This window comes from Gottfriedia acidiceleris, from assembly GCF_002128425.1.
GTDB classification, from domain to species: Bacteria; Bacillota; Bacilli; order Bacillales; family Bacillaceae_G; genus Gottfriedia; species Gottfriedia acidiceleris.
The window spans coordinates 341,543-367,967 of the sequence record NZ_NESS01000002.1 but is presented as its reverse complement, the minus strand read 5'-3'; the positions used below and the strand labels follow the sequence as shown (position 1 = coordinate 367,967).

19 protein-coding genes and 1 riboswitch are annotated in these 26,425 nt (G+C 32.3%); of the genes, 3 read left to right on the top strand and 16 right to left on the bottom strand.

Annotated elements, in window-relative coordinates; genetic code table 11:
- Positions 1–78: 78 nt before the first annotated feature.
- The 3 genes from B6K90_RS05710 to B6K90_RS05700 are packed head-to-tail and all read right to left on the bottom strand — an operon-like array spanning position 79 to position 2,565.
- Complete coding sequence (locus B6K90_RS05710; RefSeq protein ID WP_088011769.1) at positions 79–1,134, bottom strand: ABC transporter permease; 1,056 nt, start codon at positions 1,132–1,134, stop codon at positions 79–81.
- Positions 1,131–2,009, bottom strand: a complete 879-nt coding sequence (locus B6K90_RS05705; protein ID WP_088011768.1) for an ABC transporter permease subunit — start codon at positions 2,007–2,009, stop codon at positions 1,131–1,133. Before B6K90_RS05705 ends, B6K90_RS05710 begins: the two co-directional genes overlap by 4 nt.
- 34 nt (positions 2,010–2,043) lie before the next feature.
- Positions 2,044–2,565, bottom strand: a complete 522-nt coding sequence (locus B6K90_RS05700) for a hypothetical protein (protein WP_088011767.1) — start codon at positions 2,563–2,565, stop codon at positions 2,044–2,046.
- A 219-nt stretch (positions 2,566–2,784) separates the two neighbouring features.
- Between B6K90_RS05700 and pepF the strand changes: the two genes are divergently transcribed.
- Positions 2,785–4,596, top strand: a complete 1,812-nt coding sequence (pepF, locus tag B6K90_RS05695) for an oligoendopeptidase F (RefSeq protein WP_088011766.1) — start codon at positions 2,785–2,787, stop codon at positions 4,594–4,596.
- Positions 4,597–4,649: 53 nt separating this feature from the next.
- Here pepF and B6K90_RS05690 read toward each other — a convergent pair whose 3' ends face one another.
- From B6K90_RS05690 to B6K90_RS05670, 5 genes are all read right to left on the bottom strand, one after another.
- A complete protein-coding gene (locus B6K90_RS05690; protein ID WP_088011765.1) occupies positions 4,650–6,038 on the bottom strand; it encodes an amino acid permease in 1,389 nt (462 codons plus the stop codon).
- A 274-nt stretch (positions 6,039–6,312) separates the two neighbouring features.
- Entirely contained in the window at positions 6,313–6,960 is a 648-nt protein-coding gene (locus B6K90_RS05685; protein ID WP_056473231.1) for a nitroreductase family protein, read from the bottom strand.
- Between the two features lie 11 nt (positions 6,961–6,971).
- Complete coding sequence (locus B6K90_RS05680; protein ID WP_088011764.1) at positions 6,972–8,807, bottom strand: ABC transporter ATP-binding protein; 1,836 nt, start codon at positions 8,805–8,807, stop codon at positions 6,972–6,974.
- On the bottom strand, positions 8,788–10,527 hold the full coding sequence (locus B6K90_RS05675) for an ABC transporter ATP-binding protein (RefSeq protein ID WP_235821723.1): 1,740 nt from the start codon (positions 10,525–10,527) through the stop codon (positions 8,788–8,790). The genes B6K90_RS05680 and B6K90_RS05675 overlap by 20 nt, the downstream gene beginning before the upstream one ends.
- A 145-nt stretch (positions 10,528–10,672) precedes the next feature.
- Positions 10,673–12,454 carry a M3 family oligoendopeptidase gene (locus B6K90_RS05670; protein ID WP_088011762.1) on the bottom strand — a complete coding sequence of 594 codons (1,782 nt, stop codon included), beginning with the start codon at positions 12,452–12,454 and terminating at the stop codon, positions 10,673–10,675.
- A 635-nt stretch (positions 12,455–13,089) separates the two neighbouring features.
- On the opposite strand from B6K90_RS05670, the gene B6K90_RS05665 reads away from it, so the two are divergent.
- Positions 13,090–13,662 carry a 3D domain-containing protein gene (locus B6K90_RS05665; protein ID WP_088011761.1) on the top strand — a complete coding sequence of 191 codons (573 nt, stop codon included), beginning with the start codon at positions 13,090–13,092 and terminating at the stop codon, positions 13,660–13,662.
- Between the two features lie 12 nt (positions 13,663–13,674).
- Here B6K90_RS05665 and B6K90_RS05660 read toward each other — a convergent pair whose 3' ends face one another.
- Positions 13,675–14,049 (bottom strand): hypothetical protein, encoded by a 375-nt coding sequence (locus tag B6K90_RS05660; RefSeq protein WP_088011760.1) that lies wholly within the window; start codon positions 14,047–14,049, stop codon positions 13,675–13,677.
- Between the two features lie 161 nt (positions 14,050–14,210).
- Here B6K90_RS05660 and B6K90_RS24325 point away from each other — a divergent pair, with 161 nt between their 5' ends.
- Complete coding sequence (locus B6K90_RS24325) at positions 14,211–14,345, top strand: hypothetical protein (protein WP_088011759.1); 135 nt, start codon at positions 14,211–14,213, stop codon at positions 14,343–14,345.
- A gap of 291 nt (positions 14,346–14,636) precedes the next feature.
- Here B6K90_RS24325 and thrB read toward each other — a convergent pair whose 3' ends face one another.
- From thrB to shc, 7 genes are all read right to left on the bottom strand, one after another.
- Complete coding sequence (thrB, locus tag B6K90_RS05650) at positions 14,637–15,545, bottom strand: homoserine kinase (RefSeq protein ID WP_088011758.1); 909 nt, start codon at positions 15,543–15,545, stop codon at positions 14,637–14,639.
- Positions 15,542–16,600: a threonine synthase gene (thrC, locus tag B6K90_RS05645; RefSeq protein WP_170927387.1), complete on the bottom strand. Its 1,059-nt coding sequence runs from the start codon at positions 16,598–16,600 to the stop codon at positions 15,542–15,544. The genes thrB and thrC overlap by 4 nt, the downstream gene beginning before the upstream one ends.
- A complete protein-coding gene (locus tag B6K90_RS05640) occupies positions 16,593–17,897 on the bottom strand; it encodes a homoserine dehydrogenase (RefSeq protein ID WP_088011756.1) in 1,305 nt (434 codons plus the stop codon). Before B6K90_RS05640 ends, thrC begins: the two co-directional genes overlap by 8 nt.
- Positions 17,898–18,029: 132 nt before the next feature.
- Entirely contained in the window at positions 18,030–18,935 is a 906-nt protein-coding gene (gene metA, locus B6K90_RS05635; RefSeq protein WP_088011755.1) for a homoserine O-acetyltransferase MetA, read from the bottom strand.
- Between the two features lie 128 nt (positions 18,936–19,063).
- Positions 19,064–22,441 (bottom strand): methionine synthase, encoded by a 3,378-nt coding sequence (gene metH / locus B6K90_RS05630; RefSeq protein ID WP_088011754.1) that lies wholly within the window; start codon positions 22,439–22,441, stop codon positions 19,064–19,066.
- Positions 22,438–24,264, bottom strand: a complete 1,827-nt coding sequence (locus B6K90_RS05625) for a bifunctional homocysteine S-methyltransferase/methylenetetrahydrofolate reductase (protein ID WP_088011753.1) — start codon at positions 24,262–24,264, stop codon at positions 22,438–22,440. Before B6K90_RS05625 ends, metH begins: the two co-directional genes overlap by 4 nt.
- 79 nt (positions 24,265–24,343) lie before the next feature.
- A riboswitch (SAM riboswitch) is annotated at positions 24,344–24,447 on the bottom strand.
- 112 nt (positions 24,448–24,559) lie between these two features.
- Positions 24,560–26,425 carry a squalene--hopene cyclase gene (gene shc / locus B6K90_RS05620; RefSeq protein ID WP_088011752.1) on the bottom strand — a complete coding sequence of 622 codons (1,866 nt, stop codon included), beginning with the start codon at positions 26,423–26,425 and terminating at the stop codon, positions 24,560–24,562.

The following is a 26,425-nucleotide window of genomic DNA, read 5'->3' as shown; positions in this document are numbered from 1 at the left end:
TAAAACTCGACAAAATAGAGCCAAAAAAAATAAAAAACCCTTATTCTCAATTTAGAACAAAGGTTTTCTATTACTTTATTATCTAGTTGCAAGCTGCCCACTCGATTTAGGTTCGTCCTCTACTTTCCTACTAGCTTCATTAAATTTTTCCTTATTCACAAAATCAAAATCATTTAATCCAGGATATAAACTCTCATTTTTCATTAGTTGCTTCTTTTTATGGATTGTTTGGTTGTCCATTAAACGCTCAATGCCCAATTTCATAAGGTTAAAAGCAAATATTGAAATAATAAAAGCTATACTTGGTCCTACAATGACCCATGGATCGATCGATAACTCGATATAATTTGCACCAATCATCGCCGACCATTCGTTTGCTTTTGACATTGGTCGATCAACATTGATATCTAGGGATAGGACTTTAACTCCACCAATAAATAGTTTGAAAACACCTAATTGTGTTAGTAAAAATAAAGTTTGAATAGTCTGTTGTACAAATAATAAAAGAATACGGCTACGTAAATATGGGATGACGTGTTTTCGTCGTATCCAACCATTTCGAGCACCAATGATTCTAGAGCTAGTAATGAAATCATTTTTTAAAAAATCTCTAACTTCTTCACCAATTGAATTCATCAGTACTGGTATCGAAATAATGATTAGTAATGATAATTGAATGGCAATCGTTTTTTCTTTGGCTGCTTCTGGAACGTCATTTAGTTTCTCAAAAAATGGAAATATAATGATAACAGCTGGTACAAATCGAAATGCATTCAAAATTGGTTCAATAATTTTTAATAATCTTTGATTCATGAACCCGAAAAAAGCACCTAATAAACCGCCAAATATGACTCTAATTAATCCAACAACTATGGCAATGGATAAAGTGTATTTAGCACCATCAATTACCATCCAAAATACATCTCTTCCATACCGGTCAACACCAAAAAGATATTTTAGGCTTGGCGGATATCCATATGAATCTATTAATTTACCTTCAGCATTGTATAACAAGGCTGGAGGTGGCTTTAATGTATCTTTTATAAAGTAAGTATAAATAAAACTAAAGGTGATTAAGCCAAGTATGATAAAGCTTCCTATTATGATTGGTAAATACTTTCTATTTTTTATCATACAGCTTCTCCCCCTTTCATTTTATTAACAATTTGTTTAAACAAAATATCTAGCAAAAAGAATGGGATAAATAGTAAAACTAGTGCCATAAAAAAGATTTCAGGAGATCTACTATTATTAAATAAAAATGAAAAATAACCTTTCATATTAAAGAACTTTTCTACTATTAATAGATTTGAAATCATCAGCCAAAATATTAGCTTACTATTACTTAATAAAGTAATCGTAACATTTCGGAATATATGGCGGATTATAATCCAAGAATCAGAAAGCCCCTTTGCTTTTGCATAATCTACATAGTCTCTAATTTTCTCTTCCTGTATTGCTAGAAATAACATCTGGAAAAGTTGGATCGTAGGAATGATCGATACAAGGATGATCGGTAATGCGTAAGCTTTAGATTCAAAGCCATTTACTGGATCCACAATTTTAACGCCGGTTTTATTAAAAATCCATAAAAAGAATATTTGTAATGCGCAAATCATTATTACATCTGGTATAGATTGTAGGAAAAATAGAATACTATTCATTATTTTTCTAAATGACTTTGGACCTAAATTTACTATGTAAGAAATAATTAATGCGCCAATGATTGATAGTAAAAACGCCGAAAAAAGGATTGTAAAAGAATAAACGTATGGCTCTAAAAATACGGAAGAAAAAGGAACATATTGAAATTCTTTTAAGTAAACTTCCAAATTATCGAAGTAAAAAAAACTCCAAAAAAAGATTTGTAGTTGATTCCAAAACTCAGCTAGCCGCTCTCCTTTTGGTAAAAATAGAGTAAAAGAAGTAGCCGTAATTAAACCAATTCCGAATACAGTTAAACAAAACTGAAGAAGATATTTAGAAATAATTCTACTAGTTTGTATCATATTTTATACACAATCTTATTAGTCTAATTGTGTATTATTTCCCCTCCTTTTCTTGCTTTATCTTCTCTTTACTAAATACTAGAAAACCTCCATCATCTAACTTACCAAATTTCCAAAATGTCCCGTATTGCTTTATGTATATATACTTTTGGTTATTCTTCTTCCCAACCCTATATCCCATTGTATTTGATCGAATATTTTCACCATTTTTACCAAATTTGTCTTGAATGTTTTTTGGTTGCTCATCAGGTTTAAAAAATAAGAATCCTGTTAAATTTTTATCGCCTAAGTCTATTGCAATTTTCTTATTTGCAGTGCCTCTTTCATCCGTTTTAATAGTAGTTTCGTAGATTACCTTCTTTGTATCATCATCTTTAAACAGAATATTAAATTTTGCATTTTTAGGAAGTGATGATTCCACTTTAATTCCAATACTTTTAGGATCAAAACTTCCGTCTGCATGAATAGCCAAATTTTGTGGAGGTTTTTTAATTGTACATGCTGATAGTGCAATAGTTGCCAAAGTTAGTAAACAGACCATTTTAAAATTTTTCATTCGTTCTTAAAAAACTCCCTTCTTACGAATAAAATTAATTTCCAAAATTATTTCTAATAGTTGAAATTTTTAACCAAATACAATTAATTTTATCAAAATAATGAGGACTTGTGCAGTCGAATTGTTATAATTTTCAATTTTATCGAATAATTTCACCCTTAAAATGTTTTTATACAGTATAATAGACTCGTACCAACTACTACTGAAGGAGGCAATTTGATGGAAAAAATGTTAGTAAAACGTTTAACCCGTGCTGAGGTTCCAACAGAAATGACATGGAAATTAGAGGATTTATATCCGACTCGTGCGGAGTGGCTTGTTGCTTTAGAACTTATTGAAAATGATTTAGTAGAGGCAAAATCGTTGAAAGGTTCTGTCCTTAAGTCTGCTGAAAGTTTAAAAAAGGCATTATTAACTTATGAATCTATTATGCTTCAATTAATTCGTTGTGGTACATATGTCAGCTTACGTCAGTCTGGAGATGGTTCAGATTCTCAAAATCAATCTGATAGTTTACAATTTTCTAGCTTAAGTACGAAAGCAAATACAACTTTAACGTTTATTCAGTCAGAGCTTTTACATTTAAATAATGAAATGTTAGAAGCATTTATTAAGGAAGAAAACGAAATTGAGGTTTTTAAATTATTATTAGAAGAAATTATTGCATCTAAGGAACATAAATTACTCCCTGAAACTGAAGAGGCTTTAGCTGCGATTGGCGAAGTTACTTCTGCCCCATATCGAATTTACCAAACAAGTAAGGCCGCTGATTTAAAATTCGATTCCTTTGAAGATGAAAATGGAAAAGAATTAGAAAATTCCTTTGCTATGTTTGAAAATTTATATGAATTCTCTCCAAATCATACAGTACGAAAACAAGCGTATGAATCTTTTACTAAAACGCTTACCCAATACAAAAATACATATGCTTCGATTTATGCTACTCAAGTAAAAAAGGAAGTCGCTTTAAGTAAATTGCGTAAATATGAATCAGTTACACATATGCTACTGCAAGACCACAAAGTATCTTTAGAAATGTATCATAATCAATTAAATATCATCTTTAAAGAACTTGCACCACATATGCGTAGACTAGCTAACTTAAAGAAAAAACAACTTGGACTAGAAACGATGCATTTTTATGATTTAAAAGCTCCACTAGATCCAGATTTCAATCCGAGTACTACATATGAAGAAGCAAAAGAAACGATTTTAAAATCACTAGAAATTATGGGACCTGACTATATTTCGATTATGGAAAAAGCGTTTGACGAGCGTTGGATTGATTATTCCGATAATGTTGGAAAATCAACAGGAGCTTTTTGCTCTAGTCCATATGGAGTACACCCTTACATTTTAATTAGCTGGCAGGATACTATGCGAAATGCATTTGTACTTGCTCATGAGCTCGGACATGCTGGTCATTTCTATTATGCAAACAAATATCAACGTGTTGTAAATACTCGTCCTTCTATGTATTTTGTTGAAGCACCTTCGACATTTAACGAGATGTTATTAGGACAATATTTATTAAAACAAACGAATGATCCAAAAATGAAGCGTTGGGTGATTCTTCAATTGCTAGGTACTTATTATCATAATTTTGTAACTCATTTACTTGAAGGTGAGTTTCAAAGAAGAGTTTATGAACTTGCTGAAAAAGGTACGCCTCTTACTGCGACAACATTCTGTGAAGTTAAAGGTAATGTTCTGAAAGAATTTTGGGGAGATTCTGTTGAATTAGATGAGGGTGCAAGTTTAACTTGGATGCGCCAGCCTCATTATTATATGGGTCTTTATCCATATACTTATTCTGCTGGTTTGACTGCATCTACCGCTATTTCACGAAGAATTGCATCTGAGGGACAACCAGTTATTGATGCTTGGATTGAAGTATTAAAAACAGGCGGATCGAAAAAACCTGTTGAACTTTTAAAAATGGCTGGTGTTGATCTAACGACAAGTGCACCAATCAAAGAAGCTGTTGAGTATGTTGGTTCATTAGTGACTGAATTAGAGTCACTTTTCTAAAAAATATCAAAAACACCTAAATTATTCTATTATAAATAATTTAGGTGTTTTTATTAGTTTTTCATATGTTTCTTTTTACCTTTTGTTCCATTACTATATAGAATAAATCCTATACATCCGAATAAAATCGGTCCAAGCACAATTGGTAAATATTCTAATAATGTAGTATCTGGAGCTGGAATAAGTGTTAATCCGATTGTTCCAACTACTGAAATCATTCCAATTAGTGCAACAAATAAAGCTACTGAATTGCTTTTAATTTTAAACGGTCTGTTTACTTTTTTATCAGTCATTCGAAGTTTAATATAAGCACTAATTAAAAATACGTAAGGGATAAAAAACGCCAAAGTCGACATTAAAATTAACATATTTAATGCCTTTGAGACACTTGGTACAAAAGCAGAAAGAATTAAAATGCATGTAACTGCAACTGCTTGACCTAATACTAAAATTGATGGCATTCCATCTTTATTTTCTTTTAATAAATTTTTAGGAAGAACCTCTTTTGAACTTTCAGCAATCATTACACTAGGATTCAAAATTAAAAATGAAAGAGATCCTACAAATGCTAACACAAAACAGATTCCTAAAATTTGTGAGAGTGAAAAATTCAGTCCAAATTGAGATGTTATTTTATTTGCAAATAAGTAAAGTGCTGTCGCAGTTTGGTCAGATGAAATAGTAATGACAAATTGAAATGCAACTGTTGCAAGTATATAGACTAATGCAATAATAATAGATGTGATAAAAATTGCTCTTGGAAATGTTTTTTGTGGGTTCCTTACATTCCCCGCAATTGTTCCTAACATTTCTGCCCCTGAAAATCCAAACATTAATGTTGATAAAAACATAATCGTTCCAAGAGATAAATTATTTGGCATGATTGTACTCTGTGTAAAGTGAGTAGCGCTTGGCTCACCACTAAACATACTATAAAATCCAAAACCAAATATTAAAATTGCAGGAACTAAAACCCCAAGTGGTGCCCCAATCGACGCAAGCCTTCCGCTCATTTTAGTACCCTTTAATGTAAGTAAAGTAACGATCCAAAATATAACACTTGATATAATAGCTGTTTTCATAGGGTGAGTTGCCATTTGTGGCTGGTTAATTCCATATGCAATCGCAATTGTAGTTGTTAATAAAAGTGAAGGATAGTATGTAAAATTAGCAATCCAAAAAAACCACGAACATAAAAATGAAGCTTTTTCTCCAAAAGCTTTTCGAACCCAAACACCCATTCCGCCTTGGTTTGGATAGGTTGTAGATAGCTCAGCTACGATCAATCCAATTGGAATAAAATAGATTAATGCTGCAACAATCCAATAAAATAATGCTGAAGGACCAATTGTTGAAGCGAAAGCAATATTACGCAAACCTAATATTGCATTTATGCTTAAAAATGATAAACCCATTACACCTAATTTTTTAGTCGAATCCATGATGATACTGCACCTTTCAATAAAAAAATCTTCTGCTTATAATACCTTGAGTAATTATACAGATATATTAATATAAATTCAATTGTTATTATATATTAGTATAGTATTTCAAATAGGTGTAAAAGTAAATTTTCAAATATCTCACACTCTAAAATACAAACTAATTATATTAATAAAGTTGTGAACTTAGTTAATAGATTATTAATATTAATTGAATCTACTGTATAAACACAAAAAAACCCACGAGTAATTTCCTCGTGGGCTACTTAGTTTATTAATCAACGTAACGAATAATTTCTGCTACTTCTTTACGTGCAAGTTTTTTTGCTGGTTCAGATGGATATCCAAGTGAAATGACCATATTAATTTCACGGTTATCCTCGATCTCTAAATATGTTCTAAGTTTATCTTGAGCTAATAGAACTGGACCTGTCATTGGACATGTTCCTAATCCTAATGCGTGAGCAGCTAACATTAAGTTTTGTGATGCTAAGCAGCTACTTTTAATTCCTTCTTCTTTCCAAACTTCATTTTCAACAAAGCCAATTGGATCAAATATTTTTGTTCTGAATTTTGATTCGTAAGGTGTTGCTAAACAAATAATTAAAACTGGTGCTTCTCTAAATGCTGTTGCATAAGGACCAAAAGAGCGAACTAATAATTTACCTTCTTTTTCTAATCCTTTTTCTTTTGCTTTTTCAGCAACTTCATGTAAAGAATCCCAAGTCATCTCTTCAATTTTTTTAATTTTGTCAGTGTTTTTAATTATAATAAACTCCCAAGTTTGTGAGTTTGTATCACTTGGAGCATAACGTGCGCAGTCAATAATTTCTTCAATTATTTCATTTGAAACTGCTTGATCAGTAAATTTTCGAATACTTCTTCTTCCGTGAATAATTTCTTTAAACGAATTGTAATCCATGTTTCCACCCTTTATTGTATATGCTGATCTTCATTCATCCCTTGATGATTTACTAATTCATAGTAAAAGCCTTGTTTATCAATTAATTCTTCATGTGAACCTCTCTCTATACACATTCCATTTTTCAAAACAAGTATTTGATTAGCATTTTTTATTGTATTTAGTCGATGAGCAATAACAAAGCTTGTTCGGCCTTGCATTAGTCTTTGTAAAGCTTCTTGAATTTTAATTTCAGTAATCGTATCAATACTACTTGTCGCTTCATCTAAAATTAAAATTGCAGGATTTGCTAGAATAGCACGAGCAATTGAGAGAAGTTGCTTTTGACCTTGACTAATTTGCTGATCATCTTGTTGTAAGATTGTATCATATCCTTTAGTAGATTTCATAATAAAACTATGTGCATTGGCAAGCTTTGCAGCCTCTTCTACTTCTTCATCCGTTGCATCTAAACGACCATACCGTATATTTTCGCGAATTGTTCCTTTAAATAAAAATGAATCTTGTAAAACAAATGCCATTTGCTGTCTCAAGTTTTTTCTAGAATATTGACCAATACTTACACCATCTATGAGTATATCACCACTATTGATTTGATAAAAGCGTGAAAGTAAATTTACTACTGTCGTTTTACCTGCTCCTGTCGGTCCGATTAAAGCAATTGTTTCTCCTTGTGACACTTTAAATGAAACATTTGTTAATGTATTTGAATCTTTCCCGTAAGAAAAATTAACATTTTTATATTCCACTTCACCTTGAATAACTTTTTGATCGTTGATAATGTGAGACTCATCAATTGCTTCAATATCTTCATCAATAATTGAAAATACTCTTTCAGCTCCAGCGATCGCAGAAAGTAATGTATTAAACTGATTTGATAAATCGTTTAGTGGACGAGTAAATTGCCTTGAATACTCAGTAAATACGACAATTGTACCAATAGAGATATGACCTTTATATGCAAAGTAGCCACCAATACCTGCAATAATTGCAAAGCTTACATTATTTAAAACGTTCATGAATTTAGGAATAAATCCGGCAAAGATAAATGCCCAAAACCCTGAGTTTCTCAATTTTTCATTTTTATTTAAAAAGTCTCGAATCATTTTATCTTCTTGTGAAAAAGTCTTAATGATTCTTTGACCAGATACTGTTTCTTCAATAAATCCATTTAACTCACCTAAGTTACGTTGCTGAATTTTATAAAGTTGGCCAGTACGGTGTGTAATCCATTTTATACCAATTATTAATACTGGAACAATTGATAAAGTCAATAAAGTTAAAATTGGGCTATACCAAAGCATAACTGAAATAGTACCAACTAAAGTTAAAACACTTGAAAATACTTGGATTACCGAAGTATTTAAAGTCGAACTGACATTTTCCAAGTCATTCGTCACACGACTCATTAACTCACCGTGTTGTCTTTTTTCAAAAAATGACATTGGTAATTTATGAAACATATTAAATAATTCGGTTCTCATTTTGGTTACAGTGTTTTGAGCTATATCGATCATCCAAAAATTTTGTAAAAACAATGATGCCGAATAACCTAAGTAAATAAACACTAACGCAATGATTAACAAACTTAAACCACTTAAATTATTTTTTAAAATATAATGGTCAATTGAATAGCCTACTAATACAGGTCCTAATAAGCCTAGTACAGAACTTACTAAAACCATTAATAGTACAACAACTAGTTTACCCTTCATTAGTGCAAGGTAAGACCATATTCTTTTCAATGTGGAGGAAACATTGTTTGCGCGAGAAGATTCGTTTCTCTTCTTGTTCTTTGATAATTGTAAGTGTTTATATTGGAAAGGTTTAGTTAGCTCCTTTAACATTATGAATCTCCTCCTTTCCATATTGTGAATAGTAGATAGCTTTATATAGTTTTGAACTTTTTAATAAGGATTCATGTGTACCCTCTTCTACTAATTCACCCTCATCAATAATTAATATTTTATCTGCATTTTTAGCAGTGCTGATTTTTTGTGTAATGATTAATGTCGTACACTCGTAATTTTTTAAAGCTTCAATCAAGCTAGCTTCAGTTTTTAAATCCAATGCACTTGTACTATCATCAAGTAATAAAATACTAGGTTTTCTGAGGATTGCTCTTGCTATAGAAAGTCTTTGTTTTTGACCACCTGAAAGGTTAACACCTTTTTGACCAATTAAACTTTCATATCCATTTGGAAAAGTCAAAATTGTATCATGAATTTGTGCATGTTTTGCCGCTAAATAAACTTCCTCATCTGATGCACTTTCTCTACCCATTAATAAATTTTCTTTGATTGTACCTGTAAACAGTAAAGCTTCTTGAGGTACATAACCAATTTGTCCTCTTAGTTGCTTACTGTTTATTTTACGTATATCTTGATCATCAATTAAAATGGTTCCAGAATTAACATCATATAAACGAGGGATTAATTGGAATAATGATGTTTTTCCTGACCCAGTTGAACCTAATATTGCAATTGTTGCTTGAGGGTATGCAACAAATGAAATATTTTTTAGCACTTCTTTTTCAGAATTCGGATAACTGAAGGAAACTTGATGGAATTGAATTTTTCCTTCTAATCGATTTGATAGTTGATTTCCTTCATTCTTTTCTACAAAGTCTTCTTCAATTGTTAAAATTTCATCGATACGTTCAGAAGAAGCTCTCATTCTTGAAAATGCACTAATGATAAATGAAAAAACAGTAAATGATGAAGTAATACGAGAAATATAATTTACAATTGCAACAATATCTCCAATATTTGTTTCGTGTGAATGTACTTTACTATTTCCAAACCATAATACGATCAGAATGGAAGCATTCATAAATAGAAGCATTACTGGCATCGTAATTTCCATTGTTCTTAATGCAACAGAAGTTTTTTGTTTTAAATTTTGATTTATATGTTGAAATCGATTATTTTCATGTTCATTTCGTACAAACGCTTTAATTAATTTCATTCCAACTAAATTTTCTCTAAGTACACTATTTACGATATCCACATTATCTTGAACATTCTTAAATAGCCCTCTACCTTTTTTAACCATCCAATTAAGAAACATAAATAAGAAAGGTAAAATTAAAAATAGAATAAAAGAAAGCCTCCAATTTAAAATTAATGCCATTACGACACTACCAGTTACAATTAATGGCGCTCTTAAAATAATCCTTAAACTCATAAATACTGCACTTTGTAATTGTGATACGTCATTTGTCAATCTAGTAATGATGGATGAGGTTGGTAAGTAACTAAATGTAGTAAATGAAAAAGTTTGCACTTTCTCAAATAATGTTTTCCTTAACATAAATGAATAGCTTTGGGCTACATGGGTTGCATAAAAAGTATTTAATACCCCTCCAATAAAAGCTACAATCGATAACCCGATCATAACGATTCCCCATTTTGTAACATAAGCCATGTCTTTGTTTACTATTCCATTGTTTATAATATTAGATAAAATGTAAGGTTGAAATAATTCAACTACTAATTCTAATAGTAAAAAGACGATTGCCGCGAAAATTGTTATTTTATATGGTTTTAAAAATTTAAAACTATTCACTTTAGTCACTCCCCTACTAAAGAGGTAATGATTAAAAAACCCCTCCGTATTTTCTTATCTCTTTTTAATAAATCTACAAAAATCTTAATAAAGCCATTTAAAACAGGAAAAGAACTCGTAATTAAACGAGTCCTCATCATAGTTATCATTCAGTGATCGATAAAAATTCTTCAACATCTTTAAGAGATAGTTTTACAGCTTTCTCCCAGAAATCGCGTTTTGTTAAATCTACACCTAAATGTTTTTGAGCTAATTCTTCAACTGTCATAGAAGCTGTATCTTTTAAAAGAGCAATATATTTCTGTTCATAGCTCTTACCTTCTTCTAATGCTTTTGCATAAATTCCTAATGAGAATAAGTATCCAAAAGTATATGGGAAGTTATAGAACGGAACACCTGTAATATAGAAGTGTAGTTTAGATGCCCAGAAATGTGGATGATACTCTTCTAAAGCCCCAGAGTATGCTTCTTTTTGAGCTTCTTCCATCAGTTCATTTATTCTATTTTTACTTACAACACCATTTTTACGCTCTTCGTAAAAACGCGTTTCAAACAAGAAGCGAGCGTGAATGTTCATATAAAATGCAACACTACGTTGAATTTTGTCTTCTAATAGTGCAAGTCGCTCCTGATCTGAATTTGCATTTTTAACGGCTGCATCAGCTACGATCATTTCTGCAAAAGTAGATGCTGTTTCTGCAACATTCATTGCGTAATATTTATTAAATGTATGAACATCTTTCATCGCAAATGAATGGAAAGCATGACCTAATTCATGTGCTAATGTTGAAACATTTGAAGGTGTACCTGAATAAGTCATAAAAATACGAGATTGACCGCTCTCAGGGAATCCCGTACAGAAACCACCTGGACGTTTACCTGCACGATCCTCTGCTTCAATCCATGAATCTTCGAACGCCATCTTTGTAAAATTAGTTAATTCATCACCAAATTGGCCAAATTGATCTAATATAAATTCTGCTCCTTCAGAATATGAAACAGAAGAATCAGTATCAGCAACAGGCGCATCTAAATCATACCAACTTAATTTCTCAACGCCTAGTAATTTAGCTTTTCTTTCTAAATATTCAACAAATGGAGCTTTATTGTCGATTATCGCGCCCCACATAGAATCAAGTGTTTCTTGACTCATACGATTGATTGATAGTGGTTCTTTTAATACATTATTCCATCCACGTTGTCCATATACACTTAAACGGAAACCTGCAAGATGGTTTAATATTTTTGCGAAGTAATCTGACTCATTCCCCCATGTTTCTTCCCATTTTTCAAAAACCTCTTTACGAACACTTCGTTCCTTAGAAGAAAAAAGATTTGACGCTTGACCAACAGATAAAACTTTATCATCATGTTCAATCTGCATTTTTCCAACCACAGTGTCATACATTTGACCCCAACCATGATATCCATCAACTGAAAGTGCAGTAATTAATGCTTCTTGTTCAACTGATAATAACTCACTAGCACTTTGACGACGCTCATTTAATGCGAAAGAAATTTCCTTAAACTCATCAGTTTCTAAAATATTTTTCCAAACAGATTCTTCAATTATAGTTAATTGACTATGGAATTTTGTTAAAGAAGTTGAATATGCTGCATAAGTTTGAGTTAATGTTCCTTCTAATAAATTAGCCTTTTGATCAGCCATATTTTGAGCTTGTAAACAGCTAACAAATCCACTTGCTTGTGATAACTTTTTACCGATTACTTCAATATTACTTATGATATCAGCTAATTCCTCGATTTCAACACTACTTTTAGGAGCAGAAAACAAAGAAACTTGTCTCTCTAATCTTTCTACTAGACTAGTAATTTCTTTTATGTATGATCCAAACTCAGGAGATTCACTTCCTCCTTTAAAGAAAACATCTAAATCCCACGTAAGTGAATATGTATTCGTTGACATACGACCCCACCTTTTGGTTTTATAAGTACATTTGTTATTATACATTATTCAAAATATTTAGTCTAATCATACTACTTATGTCCAATTCTAAATCATACTCAAGCTTATTTGGTTTATTCATACATTCTATCTATTTATCAAAGTATGTAATATTTTTTCGTATATTTGCTAATGAACGTAACTTTTAGTAACTTTTAGTAAATTTTAGTCGGTTATAGAACTTAAATTTAGGCATATAAACTCCTTAAATTAAAATCTAATATTACAAAACCTCTCAATTTGTTACATTGTTTTTAATTCAAAATTAATAAAACCCATCTTTAATAGAGTAAAAAAGTATGTTTTTTATGGACTATTTAAAAGCCTATTGAAATGTTTTCACTGTTTAATTTCTCCGTATTATTCTATGTTTCCACCTGTTCAGCCCTTTAAAATCAAGCATTTTAGCCAATAATTTACCTTTTCACTTTCTTAAATTAGAATTATGTCGAAACGAACTGTAACTATTTTGCAGAATTTATAGAAAATTATAAAAAAGGTAATATATTTGTAATATAAAATAAAGCTACTGAAATCTTACTGTCACATTTCCATGGTAAAGTATTATACATAGAAGATGGACAGGAGCGGGAAATATGAAAAAATTAATGACATGTTTTGTTACTACTGTTTTTCTAACAATGGGATTTACGACAAATACATACGCAGCAACTTACAAAGTTAAATCTGGAGATACTTTATCTGCTATCGCAAAAAAACAAAAGGTAACAGTCTCTCAAATTAAAACATGGAATCATTTAAAATCAGACCTTATTAAAGTAAATCAAGTATTACAAATTAACCCTACAACTAAGAAAAAAACAACGACTAAAAAAACAACAACTAAAAAAACTACAGCTAAAGCTGCTACACCTTATAAAGTAATCAAAATGAAAGCTACAGCTTACACTGGAAGCTGTAAAGGATGTAGTGGAAAAACAGCTACTGGAATAGACTTAAAAAAGAATCCAAAAGCAAAAGTTATTTCTGTGGATCCAAAGGTAATTCCGCTAGGCTCTAAAGTATATGTAGAAGGCTATGGCTATGCAATTGCTGGTGATACAGGCGGATCACTAAAAGGAAATAAAATTGATGTATTTATCCCAAATCAGAAAAACGCCCTAAAATGGGGAGTTAAAACAGTTACTGTAAAAGTTTATAAAAAATAAGTAAACGAGCCGTTAATTCGGGCTCGTTTTTCTATTTGTAATTCCATTTGGATTTAAGTCATATAATCGGCAATCTAATTCAAATAAGAATTCATTTCTCTTTTCTTCATTTGATTGAATCTCTAACATCTTTAAATTTATGATTAATTTTCGAATACTTTTTCTTTGAGAAATTTCCAATGAATAGTCTTTGTATGGTCCAAACCAAGGTTCTTTTTCTAATATGTAAATTTTCCCTTGTATTAATTCATCATCCTTCTCATTATTAGGATAACCAAAAAACTTCTTTGGCAAATAATCAAAGAAAAATTGAACTATTATTTCCATAACAAACCAAGAAATGATTCGAAAAATAAAACCTACTATTCCAAAGATAACCTCATGCATGGTTTTATCCCCTTTTCCTTATATTACCAATAATTTTATCATGTCTTTATTCCAATAAAAATAAGGAATAAATTGTTTTATTTCATAATCTTTTAAAAGCATATTTTCCGTTTAACAAATAAATAATAAAATTAAATATTTTGTTTTGGAGATGAAACCAAATGAAAGATAAACGTTTTACGATAACTGGAACTGACATTAACGAAGTGAAAAGAAAAAATTCAAATTCTGGTTTAACTTATAATCAAGTTAAACAATTACTAGCAGAAAAACATATGAAAGAACGGGAAAAATAAAAAAAATAAATTATTCCTTACTCTATTTTTGTTGATATTTCTTGTGGTTTTCGTTTAATCTACTCACAATTCATGCTCTTATTTGCTGTTTTAGTGATTTTATTTGAAGGTTCGATCTTTTTAATTGCTCTTACCCAATTTTTATTTGCAGTTTTACCTTTTTTATTTGCACTTTCACAGTTTTTAATTGCAGTCTAACCTTTGCACTTTCAAAATATATTTATTCTCCATCTAATATCTTTCAAAAATAAAGAAACCGCTCAACTATCTATAATTGAGCGGTTGTGTTTTTTAATTCGAGTGGATTGAATGTTTAACTGTTGCACCTTTGTTTTCTATTTTTATTTCACTTACATCACAATTTGGAAAAAGACTTGTAAAATAATCAATTGCTTCAGGACTTCCCTCTTTCGAAACAAAGGCTAATACTGTTGGACCGGCACCACTTAAAACAAATCCATGTACATACTCAGGTAATTCGATTTGTTTTAGAGTGTCTAGCTCTTTTACAATTTTGCATCGATATGGTTCATGAAACAGATCTCTTTTCATCATATCGCCTGCTAGTTTCCAATTTTCTGATAATAGTGCTATTACTAATAAATTACTATAGCTGCTAGATTGTATCGCATCCTTATAAGGAATCGTTGAAGGTAATATATTTCTTGCATGTACAGTTTCTAATTCGTATTTTGGTATTATTGCTACTACTGACACTTTGTTTAAAGTCGAGTGTTGGATATACGCTTTTCCATCGATAAAAGTCCCAATAACTAAACCGCCATAAATTGAAGCACCGACATTATCCATATGGCCTTCAATTGAAGTTGCGATTCTAAGCTGTTCTTCTAGAGATAATTGAAGATCACAAAGTTCATTCGCTAGAATAATGCCCCCTACTATTGCAGATGCACTACTTCCTAAACCTCTTGTTAACGGTATATTACTTTCAAGCTTTAAATGACATGTTGGCAAAGTTTTATGATTTGCTTTTGCAACATCAATTGCTGTTTTTAAAATTAAATTTGTCTGATCAAGTGGAATATCTTTCAAATATTCACTAAATCCCTCACAGCTATATTGAACGTGTTCAAATACTTCAATTGTTAAGTATCGATCTAAAGCGATACCTATCGAATCAAAACCAGGTCCCACATTTGCAGTGCTTGCAGGAACTGTTATTTGGAAAAGTTTTTTCATATCGAAACCACACCTTGTAAATGTTCTAATACAATTTTTTCTTCATTCGGTAATAAAATTGGTTCAATTTTACTTGATTCAATTGCGATATCTGGATCCTTTAATCCATTACCTGTTAAAATGGCTACTACTTTAGAGCCTTTTTTGATTACACCAGACTGTGCTTGTTTATATACACCAGCAATACTTGCACATGAACCTGGTTCTGCAAATACGCCTTCTTTTGATGCAATCCATTTATACGCTTGTAATATTTCCTCATCTGATACACTATCGATTGCACCGTTTGATTGCCCGATGGCATTTACTGCGTGCTCCCAGCTTGCTGGGTTTCCAATTCGAATTGCAGTTGCGATTGTTTCAGGATTTTCAATCTTTTTATTATTTACAATTGGTGCTGCACCTTCTGCTTGAAAACCATGCATTTTAGGTAATTGATAACCTTTTGAAAAATTATATTCATTAAACCCTTTCCAGTAAGCTGTAATATTCCCTGCATTTCCAACTGGTATTGCTAATACATCAGGAGCTTCTTCTAATTGTTCACAAATTTCGAAGGCAGCTGTTTTCTGACCCTCGATTCGATATGGGTTTACCGAATTTACTAGAGTAATTGGTTCAGACTGACTAATTTTCCTTACCATTTGTAATGCGTGATCAAAATTCCCATCGATACTAATAATATGTGCTCCGTACATGACAGCCTGCGCAAGTTTGCCGTATGCAATTTTGCCATTAGGAATAATAACAAAACATTTCATTCCAGCTCTTGCAGCATAAGCAGCAGCCGCAGCAGATGTGTTACCTGTCGATGCACAAATGATTGCTGAACTTCCTGCTTCCTTTGCCTTAGCAACTGCCATTACCATACCACGATCTTTAAATGAACCTGTTGGGTTAAGTCCTTCTAATTTTACAAATAATTCAATTCCCCACTCCTCGGATAAACGAGGTAAGAACAGTAATGGCGTATTTCCTTCATTTAAAGTTAATTTTGGTGTTTCTTCATTTATAGGTAAGAAACTTGAATATTTTTCGATTAATCCTTTATACATCACGATCTTCACCTGCAATTCGATAATAGCTACGTACTTCATCGACTACATCAGATGTTTCTAAATTATCTATTACTTTTTTGTATGCTGAATATGAAGCATTGTGAGTTACTAAAATGATTTCAGCTAGCCCTTTATGCTTTAATGGAACTTGAATAATTTTCTCAAAGCTAATATCAGATTCTGTAAAAATTGAAGTAATTTTAGCGAACGAACCTAATTGATCTTTTACTGTAAAGCGGAAGAACGATTTAAAATAAATCTCATTATCTTCTTTTAATTCTTTTGGATATTGTGGTAAAACAGCACTAGTGCCGTTTACACCTAATCGCATGTTTTTCATTACTGCTACTAAGTCAGATACGATTGCAGTTGCTGTTGGTAAACTACCAGCACCTGGTCCATAAAACATCGTTTCTCCTACTGCTTCACCATATACATAAACTGCATTAAATTCATTGCTAACAGATGCCAATGGATGATTATGTGCAATTAAAGTTGGTCCAACACTAACTTCAATTCGATTATCGTTTCTCTTTGCATAACCAATTAATTTCATTGTATAACCAAAGTATTTAGCAAAATCGATGTCTTCTGAAGATACTGAACTAATTCCACGTACTTGCACATCTTCTAGTTCAACATCCATTGAAAAACCTAATTTAGCCAAAATTGTCATTTTTCTCGCAGCATCTAGTCCTTCTACATCAGAAGTAGGATCTGCTTCTGCAAAGCCAAGTTCTTGAGCTTCTTTTAACACATCCTCATATGCTTTTCCTTCATTGCTCATCTTTGTAAGGATAAAATTTGTCGTTCCATTTACAATACCCATTAACTTAGTTACACGGTCTGCAGCCAAACCATCTACTAAACTACGAATAATTGGTATACCTCCAGCAACACTAGCTTCATAGAATAAATCGCATTTATTTTCATTTGCTACACGGAGTAATTCAGTACCATATAAAGCCATTAAATCTTTATTTGCTGTGACTACATGCTTTTTATTTCGAAGAGCATGGATTATGTATTGTCTAGCATCTTCAATTCCACCCATTACCTCTACAACAACATCTACTTCAGCATCATCTAGAATTTCATAAGCATTTGTAGTTAATAAATCCTTCTGAATTGAAATTGAACGTTCCTTTTCAAGGTCTTTAACAAGAACCTTTTTTACTTGAACAGAACAACCGATTTGATGGGCTAACCTGTCCTGATGATCTTCAACAATTTTTACAACACCACTTCCAACAGTTCCTAGTCCTAATAGTCCAATAGAAATACAGTCCTTCATATGATCTCCTCCGTTAAAATTTGATATTATTTACATTATGAGAATATTTTATGAAAATAGCAAACACTTTTTTTAAATTTTCCAATTATTTTTATTTCGTATTTTACAAATTATGAAACGAAAATTAAAAAATCATAAATTGTAAGGGGTTTCTTGATAAACGTAATAATTTAACCAATTTGAGAAAAGTAAATTAGCATGACTTCTCCAACGCACAATCGGTGTTTCCTTTGGATTATCATTTCGGAAATAGTTTTTGGGAATAGCAATTTCCGCTCCTCTTTGTACATCTCTTTCATATTCCGACTTTAAAGTATTAATACAATATTCATGATGTCCAGTCGCAAAAATTTGCTTTCCGTCTTCACTCGTAACAAGATGCACACCTGCATCATCAGATAGACTTAAAATCTTCAATTCTCCTATTTTATCGATGTCTTCCTTCCTAACCTCAGTGTGTCTTGAATGTGGTACATAATACTCGTCATCAAAGCCACGTACTAGCTTCACAAAACGATCCTCTACTGAGTGTGGGAAAACGCCAAACATTTTTTTATCTAATGAATATTTTGGAACTCCATAATGATGGAAAAGACCTGCTTGTGCACCCCAACATATATGTAAAGTAGAAGTTACATTTTCTTTTGTGAAATCCATAATCTCTTTAAGCTCTGGCCAATATTCAACTTCCTCAAACTCCAATGTCTCAACTGGAGCACCGGTAATAATAAATCCATCATATTTTGTATTTTGAATTTGTGAAATTGTTTTATAGAAGCTTGAAACGTGCTCTTCTGATACGTTTTTAGGCTTATATGATTCCGTACCGATTAAATCGATATCTACTTGTAAAGGTGAATTTGCGATTAAACGTAATATTTGCGTTTCGGTTTCAATTTTAGTTGGCATTAAATTCAATATTCCTATTTGGAGCGGTCTTATATCTTGAGACTCCGCTCTCTCTTTTGTCATATAAAAAACATTTTCTTTCGTTAGTATTTCCGTTGCAGGTAAATCTTTGTTAATAATGACCGGCATTTTTTCCACTCCTTTTTTTCCTTGAAAAAAGGCAGTAGAATGGTGAATAAAATGTATCTACTACCTATTTAATCTGTTTAACCTAAATTTTAGTTTTATTGAACAAAATGAATAATTATTCTTTCTTTTTAAACTGAAAAATATCTACCATCTTTATGCGAGAATACCATTGCTGTTACAGAAGCTTCTGGTAGCATCATAAATCCTTCTGTTAGATTAATCCCTATTTCATTTGGGTTAATTAGCTTAAATAACTTTTCTTGATCCTCTAGATTTGGACAAGCAGGATAACCAAATGAAACCCTGATTCCTTGATACTTCGCTTTAAAACGCTCTGACATCGTGAAATCTGGACGATCGGGGAATCCCCATTTTTCTCTCATCAACATATGAGTTTTCTCAGCTAAGCCTTCTGCTAATTCTAAAGCTAATGAGAATAAAACGTGGCTCTTTAAATACTCCCCTTCTTGTTTCAATCTTTCAGCAATATTTCTTACTCGTGGTCCCGATGTAACAGAAAAGAATCCAACATAATCCATTTCTTCACCAACAGGATTTAAAAAGTCGCTTATACAAAGGTTAGGCTCTTTTCTTTGTCTTGGAAATTGGAAACGCTCAATCGGTTTTTTAGTTTCAGAATCATAGATAATGACATCATTGCCATCACTTTGAGCTGGGAAAAATTGATAGATTACTTGGCAGTCGAAATATTCATTTCCATCTTTTAAGAATTCTTGAACTAACTCGTATAACTCTTGGCCACGTTCTTGATTTTCCCACTTACCTTTCACACCTAAATGATGTCCTATTAGCATTTGATAATTAATAAATGGTGCCACTTGAGCTACTGGAATATTTTTTATGACCGTTTTACTTAATGATGAAGGAACTAGACAATCTGACTTTTGTATTGCTGATCTCTTTGTACTAATTTCTGGAACAGGCAATTCAATTACATTGTCTATTTTTTTAATTGCTTTTTTCTTATCTTCTAATGCTTTTAACTCAGCTGGATTAACAATTTTATTTGCTAAATCTAAACCAGTCATAGCGTCATTAGAGTAAACAACTAATCCATCGTAAATTGGTTGAATACGGTTTTCAGTAAATTTTCTAGTTAATGCAGCTCCACCAACTAAAATTGGTGTGTTAATTCCGGCACTTTTTAAGTCACCAGCTGTAATGACCATTTGTTGAGCAGACTTTACTAATAAACCTGATAATCCAATAATGTCTGGTTTGTTTTCACGAATCTTTGTAATTAAATCATCTGGTCGAATATTAATTCCTAAATTGACGACATCAAAGCCATTATTCGTCAAAATAATATCAACCAAGTTCTTACCGATATCATGAACATCACCTTTAACTGTTGCTAAGATAACTTTTCCTTTTCTAGAGCTTTCAGTTTTCTCCATAAATTGCTCTAAAAAGTTTACAGATGCCTTCATAACTTCTGCACTTTGTAATACTTCAGCTACGATTAGTTCATTATTATTAAAAAGTCTTCCAACTTCATCCATCCCAGTCATTAGTGGACCATTAATAATATTTAGTGGTGTGTCTCCTCTATCAAGACAAGCCTGTAAATCTTCAATTAATCCTTGTTTTGAACCTTCAATTACACAAGCGGCTAACCTTTCTTCAATTGGAAGCTGTTCTTTTGGTTTTTCTTCTTTCTTTACTGAATTTCTAAAATGCTCAACAAATTTATCTAATGTTTCTTGAGACGTATGAAATAATAAATTTTCAGCAAGCTCACGCTCTTTTGCAGGAATTGAAGCGAATCGTTCCAGTTTTTCAGTATTAACAATCGCATAATCAAGACCTGCTTTTGTAGAATGGTATAAGAAAACTGCATTTAATACTTCACGACCAGCATTTGGTAATCCGAAAGAAATATTACTTAAACCTAAGATCGTTAAACACTCCGGAAATTCATCTTTAATTAATTTAATGCCATCAATTGTTGCTTTTGCAGAACCGATATATTGTGTATCACCTGTTCCAACAGGGAAAACAAGTGGATCAAAGATGATGTCTGTAGCACGAATCTTATATTTTTCAGTTAATAGTTGATAACTTCTTTTGGCAATTTCTAATTTTCTTTCTGCTGATACAGCCATCCCATCTTCATCAATCGTACCTACTACAACTGCAGCACCATATTTATGAATGAAAGGTAAGATCTTCTCAAAGCGTTCCTCACCATCTTCAAGATTGATCGAATTAATAATCGCTTTACCTTGAATATAAGTTAATGCTAATTCAATTACTTTTTCATCAGTTGAATCAATCATAATTGGAACTTTTACTTTATTCACTAATTGCTTTATGAAGTTTTCCATATCCTCAACTTCATCGCGATCTGGATCAGCCATACAAACGTCGATTACATGAGCACCTTTTTTCACTTGAGCTCTCGCAATTTCTGAAGCTTCTTCAAATTTTCCGTCAGCTATTAAATTTTTAAATTTACGAGACCCAATAACATTTGTTCTTTCACCGACGAAAAGTGGTCGCATACTATCATCATATCGAAGTGATTCTAAACCACTTACAGCATGATCCTCTCTTTTTTTAGGCTGACGAGGTGTAATTCCACTTATCGCTTCTTTCATTGCTTTAATATGATCTGGGGTTGTTCCACAACAACCACCTATAATATTGATCCATCCTTGTTCAGCAAAATCACGTACTTTTATTGCTAATGATTCTGGTGATTCATGATAGTGTCCGTCTTCATCTGGTAAGCCAGCATTTGGATAACAAGAAACAAAAGTCTCAGATAGCTCCGACAATGTACGAACATGATCTCTCATAAACTCAGGTCCTGTTGCACAGTTTAATCCAACTGATATAGGCGTAATATGTTCAATGGCTAAATAAAAAGCATCTATCGTTTGACCTGCTAATGTTGTCCCCATCGGTTCAATTGTTCCGGAAATCATAACTGGTAATTTTATATTTAATTCGTTAAATGCATCACTAATCCCAATACATGCAGCTTTTACATTTCTCATATCTTGACAAGTTTCAACTAATAAAACATCGACGCCACCATTTATTAATCCAGTTGCTTGTCGATTATATGCAGTAATTAATTCATCAAAAGTTACACCGCCTGTAACACTGATTGCTTTCGTTGTTGGCCCCATTGCACCTGCAACATATACATCTTTACCCGATGCTTCAACTGCTTGCCTTGCTATCCTTGCTGCAATTTCATTTAGTTCAATATCTAAATGCTGTAAATTATAATCGGATAAAACGATATTTGTTGCTCCAAATGTGTTCGTTTCGATAATGTCAGAACCTGCTTCTATATACTCCTCATGAATTTCTTGTATAACATCGGGTCTTGTAACAACTAAATATTCATTACATCCCTCATATTCTTCTCCACCAAAGTCTTCTGCTGTTAAGTTTCTTTGTTGGATCATCGTTCCCATTGCTCCATCAAGAAGTAATATTTTTTCTTTTAATGCTACATCTAAAGTTTTCATAGTTGTATCTCCTCTTTATTGCTGCTTTTAGTAAACTGAATTAAATCCTCGGTTATTTCATACTTCAAAAATGGAGTGATTAAATAAATGCCGTTAAATTTATCTTTAGCATAATGAATAAGCTCTTTTGCAATTTTTTTACCTTCATCAACTGCTTTCTCTGGTTCAACTGATGTAATTCTATTTCTTACTTCTTCGGATAAAGTAATTCCTGGAACTTCATAATGAATAAAATCAGCATTCCTTTTACTAACTAGTGGCATAATCCCAATAAATATTGGCTGTTTAATATGACGTGTTGCCTCATATAACTTATCAATCGTTTCAAAATCATAAATTGGTTGAGTTAAAAAATAATCAGCTCCAGCCTCGACCTTTTTCTCAAGCCTTTTAATTGCCGCATCAAATTTCCGAACATTCGGGTTAAATGCAGCCGCAACAGAAAATCTCGTGCCATTTCCTAAGCTTTTACCGGAATAAAGCCTTCCATCATTCATTTCTTTAATCATTCGAATCAGTTCAAGTGATGCTACATCATATACTGAAGTTGCACCTGGAAAATCTCCAACCCTTGCAGGATCGCCCGTAATTGCAAGAACTTCATTTAATCCTAATGTTGATAGCCCCATTAAATGAGATTGAAGTCCAATCATATTACGATCTCGACAAGTTAAATGCGTCAAGACTGGTACATCCAATCTTTGAAGAAGTGATGCCATCGCCACATTCGAAATTCTAGGTGAAGCAAGTGGATTATCTGCTAGCGTAATTGCATCAGCCCCTGCGGTATGTAATGCTTTTGCTCCTTCAAAAAACTTTCTCGTTCGTAATGTTTTTGGCGGATCAAGTTCGGCAATGATTGTCGTTCTCTTTGTTGCCTTTTCTGGTAAAGTTTCATTCTTTTGTTCTACCTGCTTAGGAATCGTAATTTTAATTGTTCTGTTTTTCACTTCTTTTTTTGTAACAGGCTGTAAAGTATCAATCTTACTTCGTAAAGCAGCGATATGCGCAGGTGTTGTACCGCAACATCCACCAATTAGTCTTACGCCTTGTTCAATAAATGGTTTTGCCATATCTTCAAAATATTCTGGATTCGATTTGTATACATATTTCCCCTCATTGTATAATGGCAATCCTGAATTTGGAAATGCCGATAAGTAACCATTCGTTGGTAATGAAACAGTATTTAAAGACTCAAGCATATGAAGTGGTCCAAGATGACAATTGATACCAACTACATCTGCACCCAAATCAATTAAGTTAGGAAGAATTTTTTCAATATATTGACCACTTTGCATAACGCCAATTTCTTGTAATGTTACTTGTGCAATAATCGGTAAATCTGTTCTTCCCCTTAATAGATTTACCGCATCATATAATTCATTTTCATCATAAAATGTTTCAAGCATGATTCCATCTACGCCTTCTTCTAGTAATGCAGAAGCTTGCTCAAGTAGCATCATCTCGCGTTCTAAAGGAGTTGTAAAAGTAGAACCTACATATTTCATTCCACCAATACCACCAATTACTAAAGCTCTTCCTTTTGAAGCCTCTCTAGCATTTCTAACAGCCATTTGATTAATTTGCTTAACCAGTTTTTCCAAACCATATTGTCTTAGTTTTCCAGCATTTGCCCCGTACGAATTTGTTTGAATAACTTCTGCGCCAGCATCTATATATTGTTCATGTATATGAATGATTCGATCACGCTCAGTAATATTGAGTTCTTCAAAACAGCTGTGAAGTCCTCCAGAATACAAAAGTGTTCCCATTGCGCCATCACCTAAAACAATTCCTTCATTTAACTTTTTCAATAAGCTCATACGATCACTTCCCGTTTATATAAAATAAAAAACGCCATTCTCTCAAAAAATGAAAGAATGACGTTAAAATGTAGATTACGCCTTATCTCTCATGTTTTAAACATGCTGGATTTAGCACTTTTTAGCTTTCGCTAAAGTTGCCGGGTTTCAAAGGGCCAGTCCCTCCACCGCTCTCGATAAGGATTATTTAGTTATATTGAATATAACACAGTTTACTATATTTATATGATAAAGAAAAGACATTTATGGAAAAATTCCCAAAAATAAATATACTTTGTTTACATAATAGTATTATTTAACTATTTTTATAGTGTGCTAGTGCTAATAGCGGATAAATTTCATTATAGCTATGATAATGAATGTAAAACTGACCGGGTAATCCTAATCCAGTTGGATAATTTAATGCTTTATTAGATAATTCACTTTGAGTCGTTAAAAATTTAATCCCTTTTCTAATTACTTCGTCTTCTTTATTACGAATCGAAAGTAAAGTATCGACTGCCCATGCTGTTTGACTGGGAGTACTATATTTTAAAGGAACATATTTATTTTTAACAGGTGAAAGACCTGATTCTCCCCAGCCTCCGTCTTCATTTTGAATACTAACTAACCATTTCTCAGCTTTTTTAATTGCCTCATGACTTTTAGGAATCCCCACGGCTCTAAGACCAGTAATCGCTGCCCAAGTTCCATATATATAACAAATTCCCCATCTACCATACCAACTTCCATTTGATTTCTGATTTTTTAATAGCCAATCAACCGTCTTCTTCACAATCGGATCATCTTTTGAAATCGTCGTATAATGCCCAATAAATTCCAATACACGTCCTGTTAAATCTGCAGTAGAAGGATCAATGATTGCATCTTTTGCATTATCAATCGGTAAAAAGGTTAACCATTTATTCGTTACATTTTTTTCGAATGCTCCCCAACCACCATCTTCATTTTGAAGTCCAAGTAAAAAATGAACTCCCTTCAACCAACTTTCATGAATAGTCGTTTGATTCAAAGCACTTCTTGATAATGCCCTTAAAACTGCGCCAGTATCATCATTATCTGGAATAAAAGAGTTAACATCTGAAAATCCCCAACCACCAGGACTTAAATTTTTAGCATGAACCGACCAGTCCCCAATCATATTTTGTTGCTTCTTAATTAAGTAGCTTAAAGATTTCGAAACGATTGGATCACTTACTTGGTAACCAGCTTCTTGAATTGCATAAGACAATAATGCAGTATCCCATACTTTCGATGGTGAATTTTGAATATGAAGTCCGGCTTCTGTATCGGTTGCGTATGATAAAAGTCCATGAAGTGCATTTTGAATAACGGATGAATTTGATTCATAACCTAAAGCCATTAAAGCATAGACCATATAAAATGTAGAACTGCCATAGCTATAAAATGTTCCATTTGTTTCAATACGATCTAGAATAAATCTTTCAGCCTTTTCATATCCTTTCTGGTGAAAATAAAGAGGATATGAAGCAAGCTTCTTACCTTCCTCAAGTAAAAATTGATAAAAACTCCCTCGCTCTTCGTAAAACCATTCTACTTCATTAGTCTCTAGAAGATGATCGATATTTAGATTGTCATCCAATTTCAATTTAAACCGCTTATTAATACAAAGAATCATTGGAACTAAGTGAACTCTAGCATAATTACTTAAATCAAATAAACTCAACGGCATTTTATTTGGAAGTAAAAAATAACTCATTGGAAAGTAAAATAATTTAGGATACTCAATTAAACCATGAGTAGCCAGAATCATTTTTAACATAAAATGTGTTTTTTTAATACCGCCGTTTTCACGAATAAATTTTTCAGCTTTTTTCATACTTGAATGTTCTTTTGTATACTTTTTTGAAATTAGTAAAGCTATGTAAGCTTGTACAGTTGCAGTTAAGTTTCCATCTTTTTCATCCTCGTATAATTTCCAAGCTCCATTCGGATGTTGAAGATTGATGATACGATCAATAATCCCATCTATTACCTTTTGATTCTTGTATTCTAGATCATTCATTAATAAAACCATAAAACTATCAGTTAATAATGAACCTTCAAAACAAAATTCCCATGATCCATCTTCACCTTGTTTCCTTGTTAGACGATTGATCCGCTCTTCAATATTTCGTAAAACAATATTTTCGAGGTCCAT

Coding starts and splice junctions, on each gene's coding strand:
- B6K90_RS05690 (WP_088011765.1), bottom strand. CDS start 6,038: ATGGATTCGACTAAAAAATTAGGTGTAATGGGTTTATCATTTTTAAGC.
- B6K90_RS05710 (WP_088011769.1), bottom strand. CDS start 1,134: ATGATAAAAAATAGAAAGTATTTACCAATCATAATAGGAAGCTTTATC.
- metA (WP_088011755.1), bottom strand. CDS start 18,935: ATGCCGGTCATTATTAACAAAGATTTACCTGCAACGGAAATACTAACG.
- B6K90_RS05640 (WP_088011756.1), bottom strand. CDS start 17,897: ATGAAGGACTGTATTTCTATTGGACTATTAGGACTAGGAACTGTTGGA.
- shc (WP_088011752.1), bottom strand. CDS start 26,425: ATGGACCTCGAAAATATTGTTTTACGAAATATTGAAGAGCGGATCAAT.
- metH (WP_088011754.1), bottom strand. CDS start 22,441: ATGAAAACTTTAGATGTAGCATTAAAAGAAAAAATATTACTTCTTGAT.
- B6K90_RS05700 (WP_088011767.1), bottom strand. CDS start 2,565: ATGAAAAATTTTAAAATGGTCTGTTTACTAACTTTGGCAACTATTGCA.
- B6K90_RS05625 (WP_088011753.1), bottom strand. CDS start 24,264: ATGAGCTTATTGAAAAAGTTAAATGAAGGAATTGTTTTAGGTGATGGC.
- pepF (WP_088011766.1), top strand. CDS start 2,785: ATGGAAAAAATGTTAGTAAAACGTTTAACCCGTGCTGAGGTTCCAACA.
- thrB (WP_088011758.1), bottom strand. CDS start 15,545: ATGAAAAAACTTTTCCAAATAACAGTTCCTGCAAGCACTGCAAATGTG.
- B6K90_RS05705 (WP_088011768.1), bottom strand. CDS start 2,009: ATGATACAAACTAGTAGAATTATTTCTAAATATCTTCTTCAGTTTTGT.
- B6K90_RS05685 (WP_056473231.1), bottom strand. CDS start 6,960: ATGGATTACAATTCGTTTAAAGAAATTATTCACGGAAGAAGAAGTATT.
- B6K90_RS24325 (WP_088011759.1), top strand. CDS start 14,211: ATGAAAGATAAACGTTTTACGATAACTGGAACTGACATTAACGAAGTG.
- thrC (WP_170927387.1), bottom strand. CDS start 16,600: ATGTATAAAGGATTAATCGAAAAATATTCAAGTTTCTTACCTATAAAT.
- B6K90_RS05670 (WP_088011762.1), bottom strand. CDS start 12,454: ATGTCAACGAATACATATTCACTTACGTGGGATTTAGATGTTTTCTTT.
- B6K90_RS05665 (WP_088011761.1), top strand. CDS start 13,090: ATGAAAAAATTAATGACATGTTTTGTTACTACTGTTTTTCTAACAATG.
- B6K90_RS05680 (WP_088011764.1), bottom strand. CDS start 8,807: ATGTTAAAGGAGCTAACTAAACCTTTCCAATATAAACACTTACAATTA.
- B6K90_RS05660 (WP_088011760.1), bottom strand. CDS start 14,049: ATGCATGAGGTTATCTTTGGAATAGTAGGTTTTATTTTTCGAATCATT.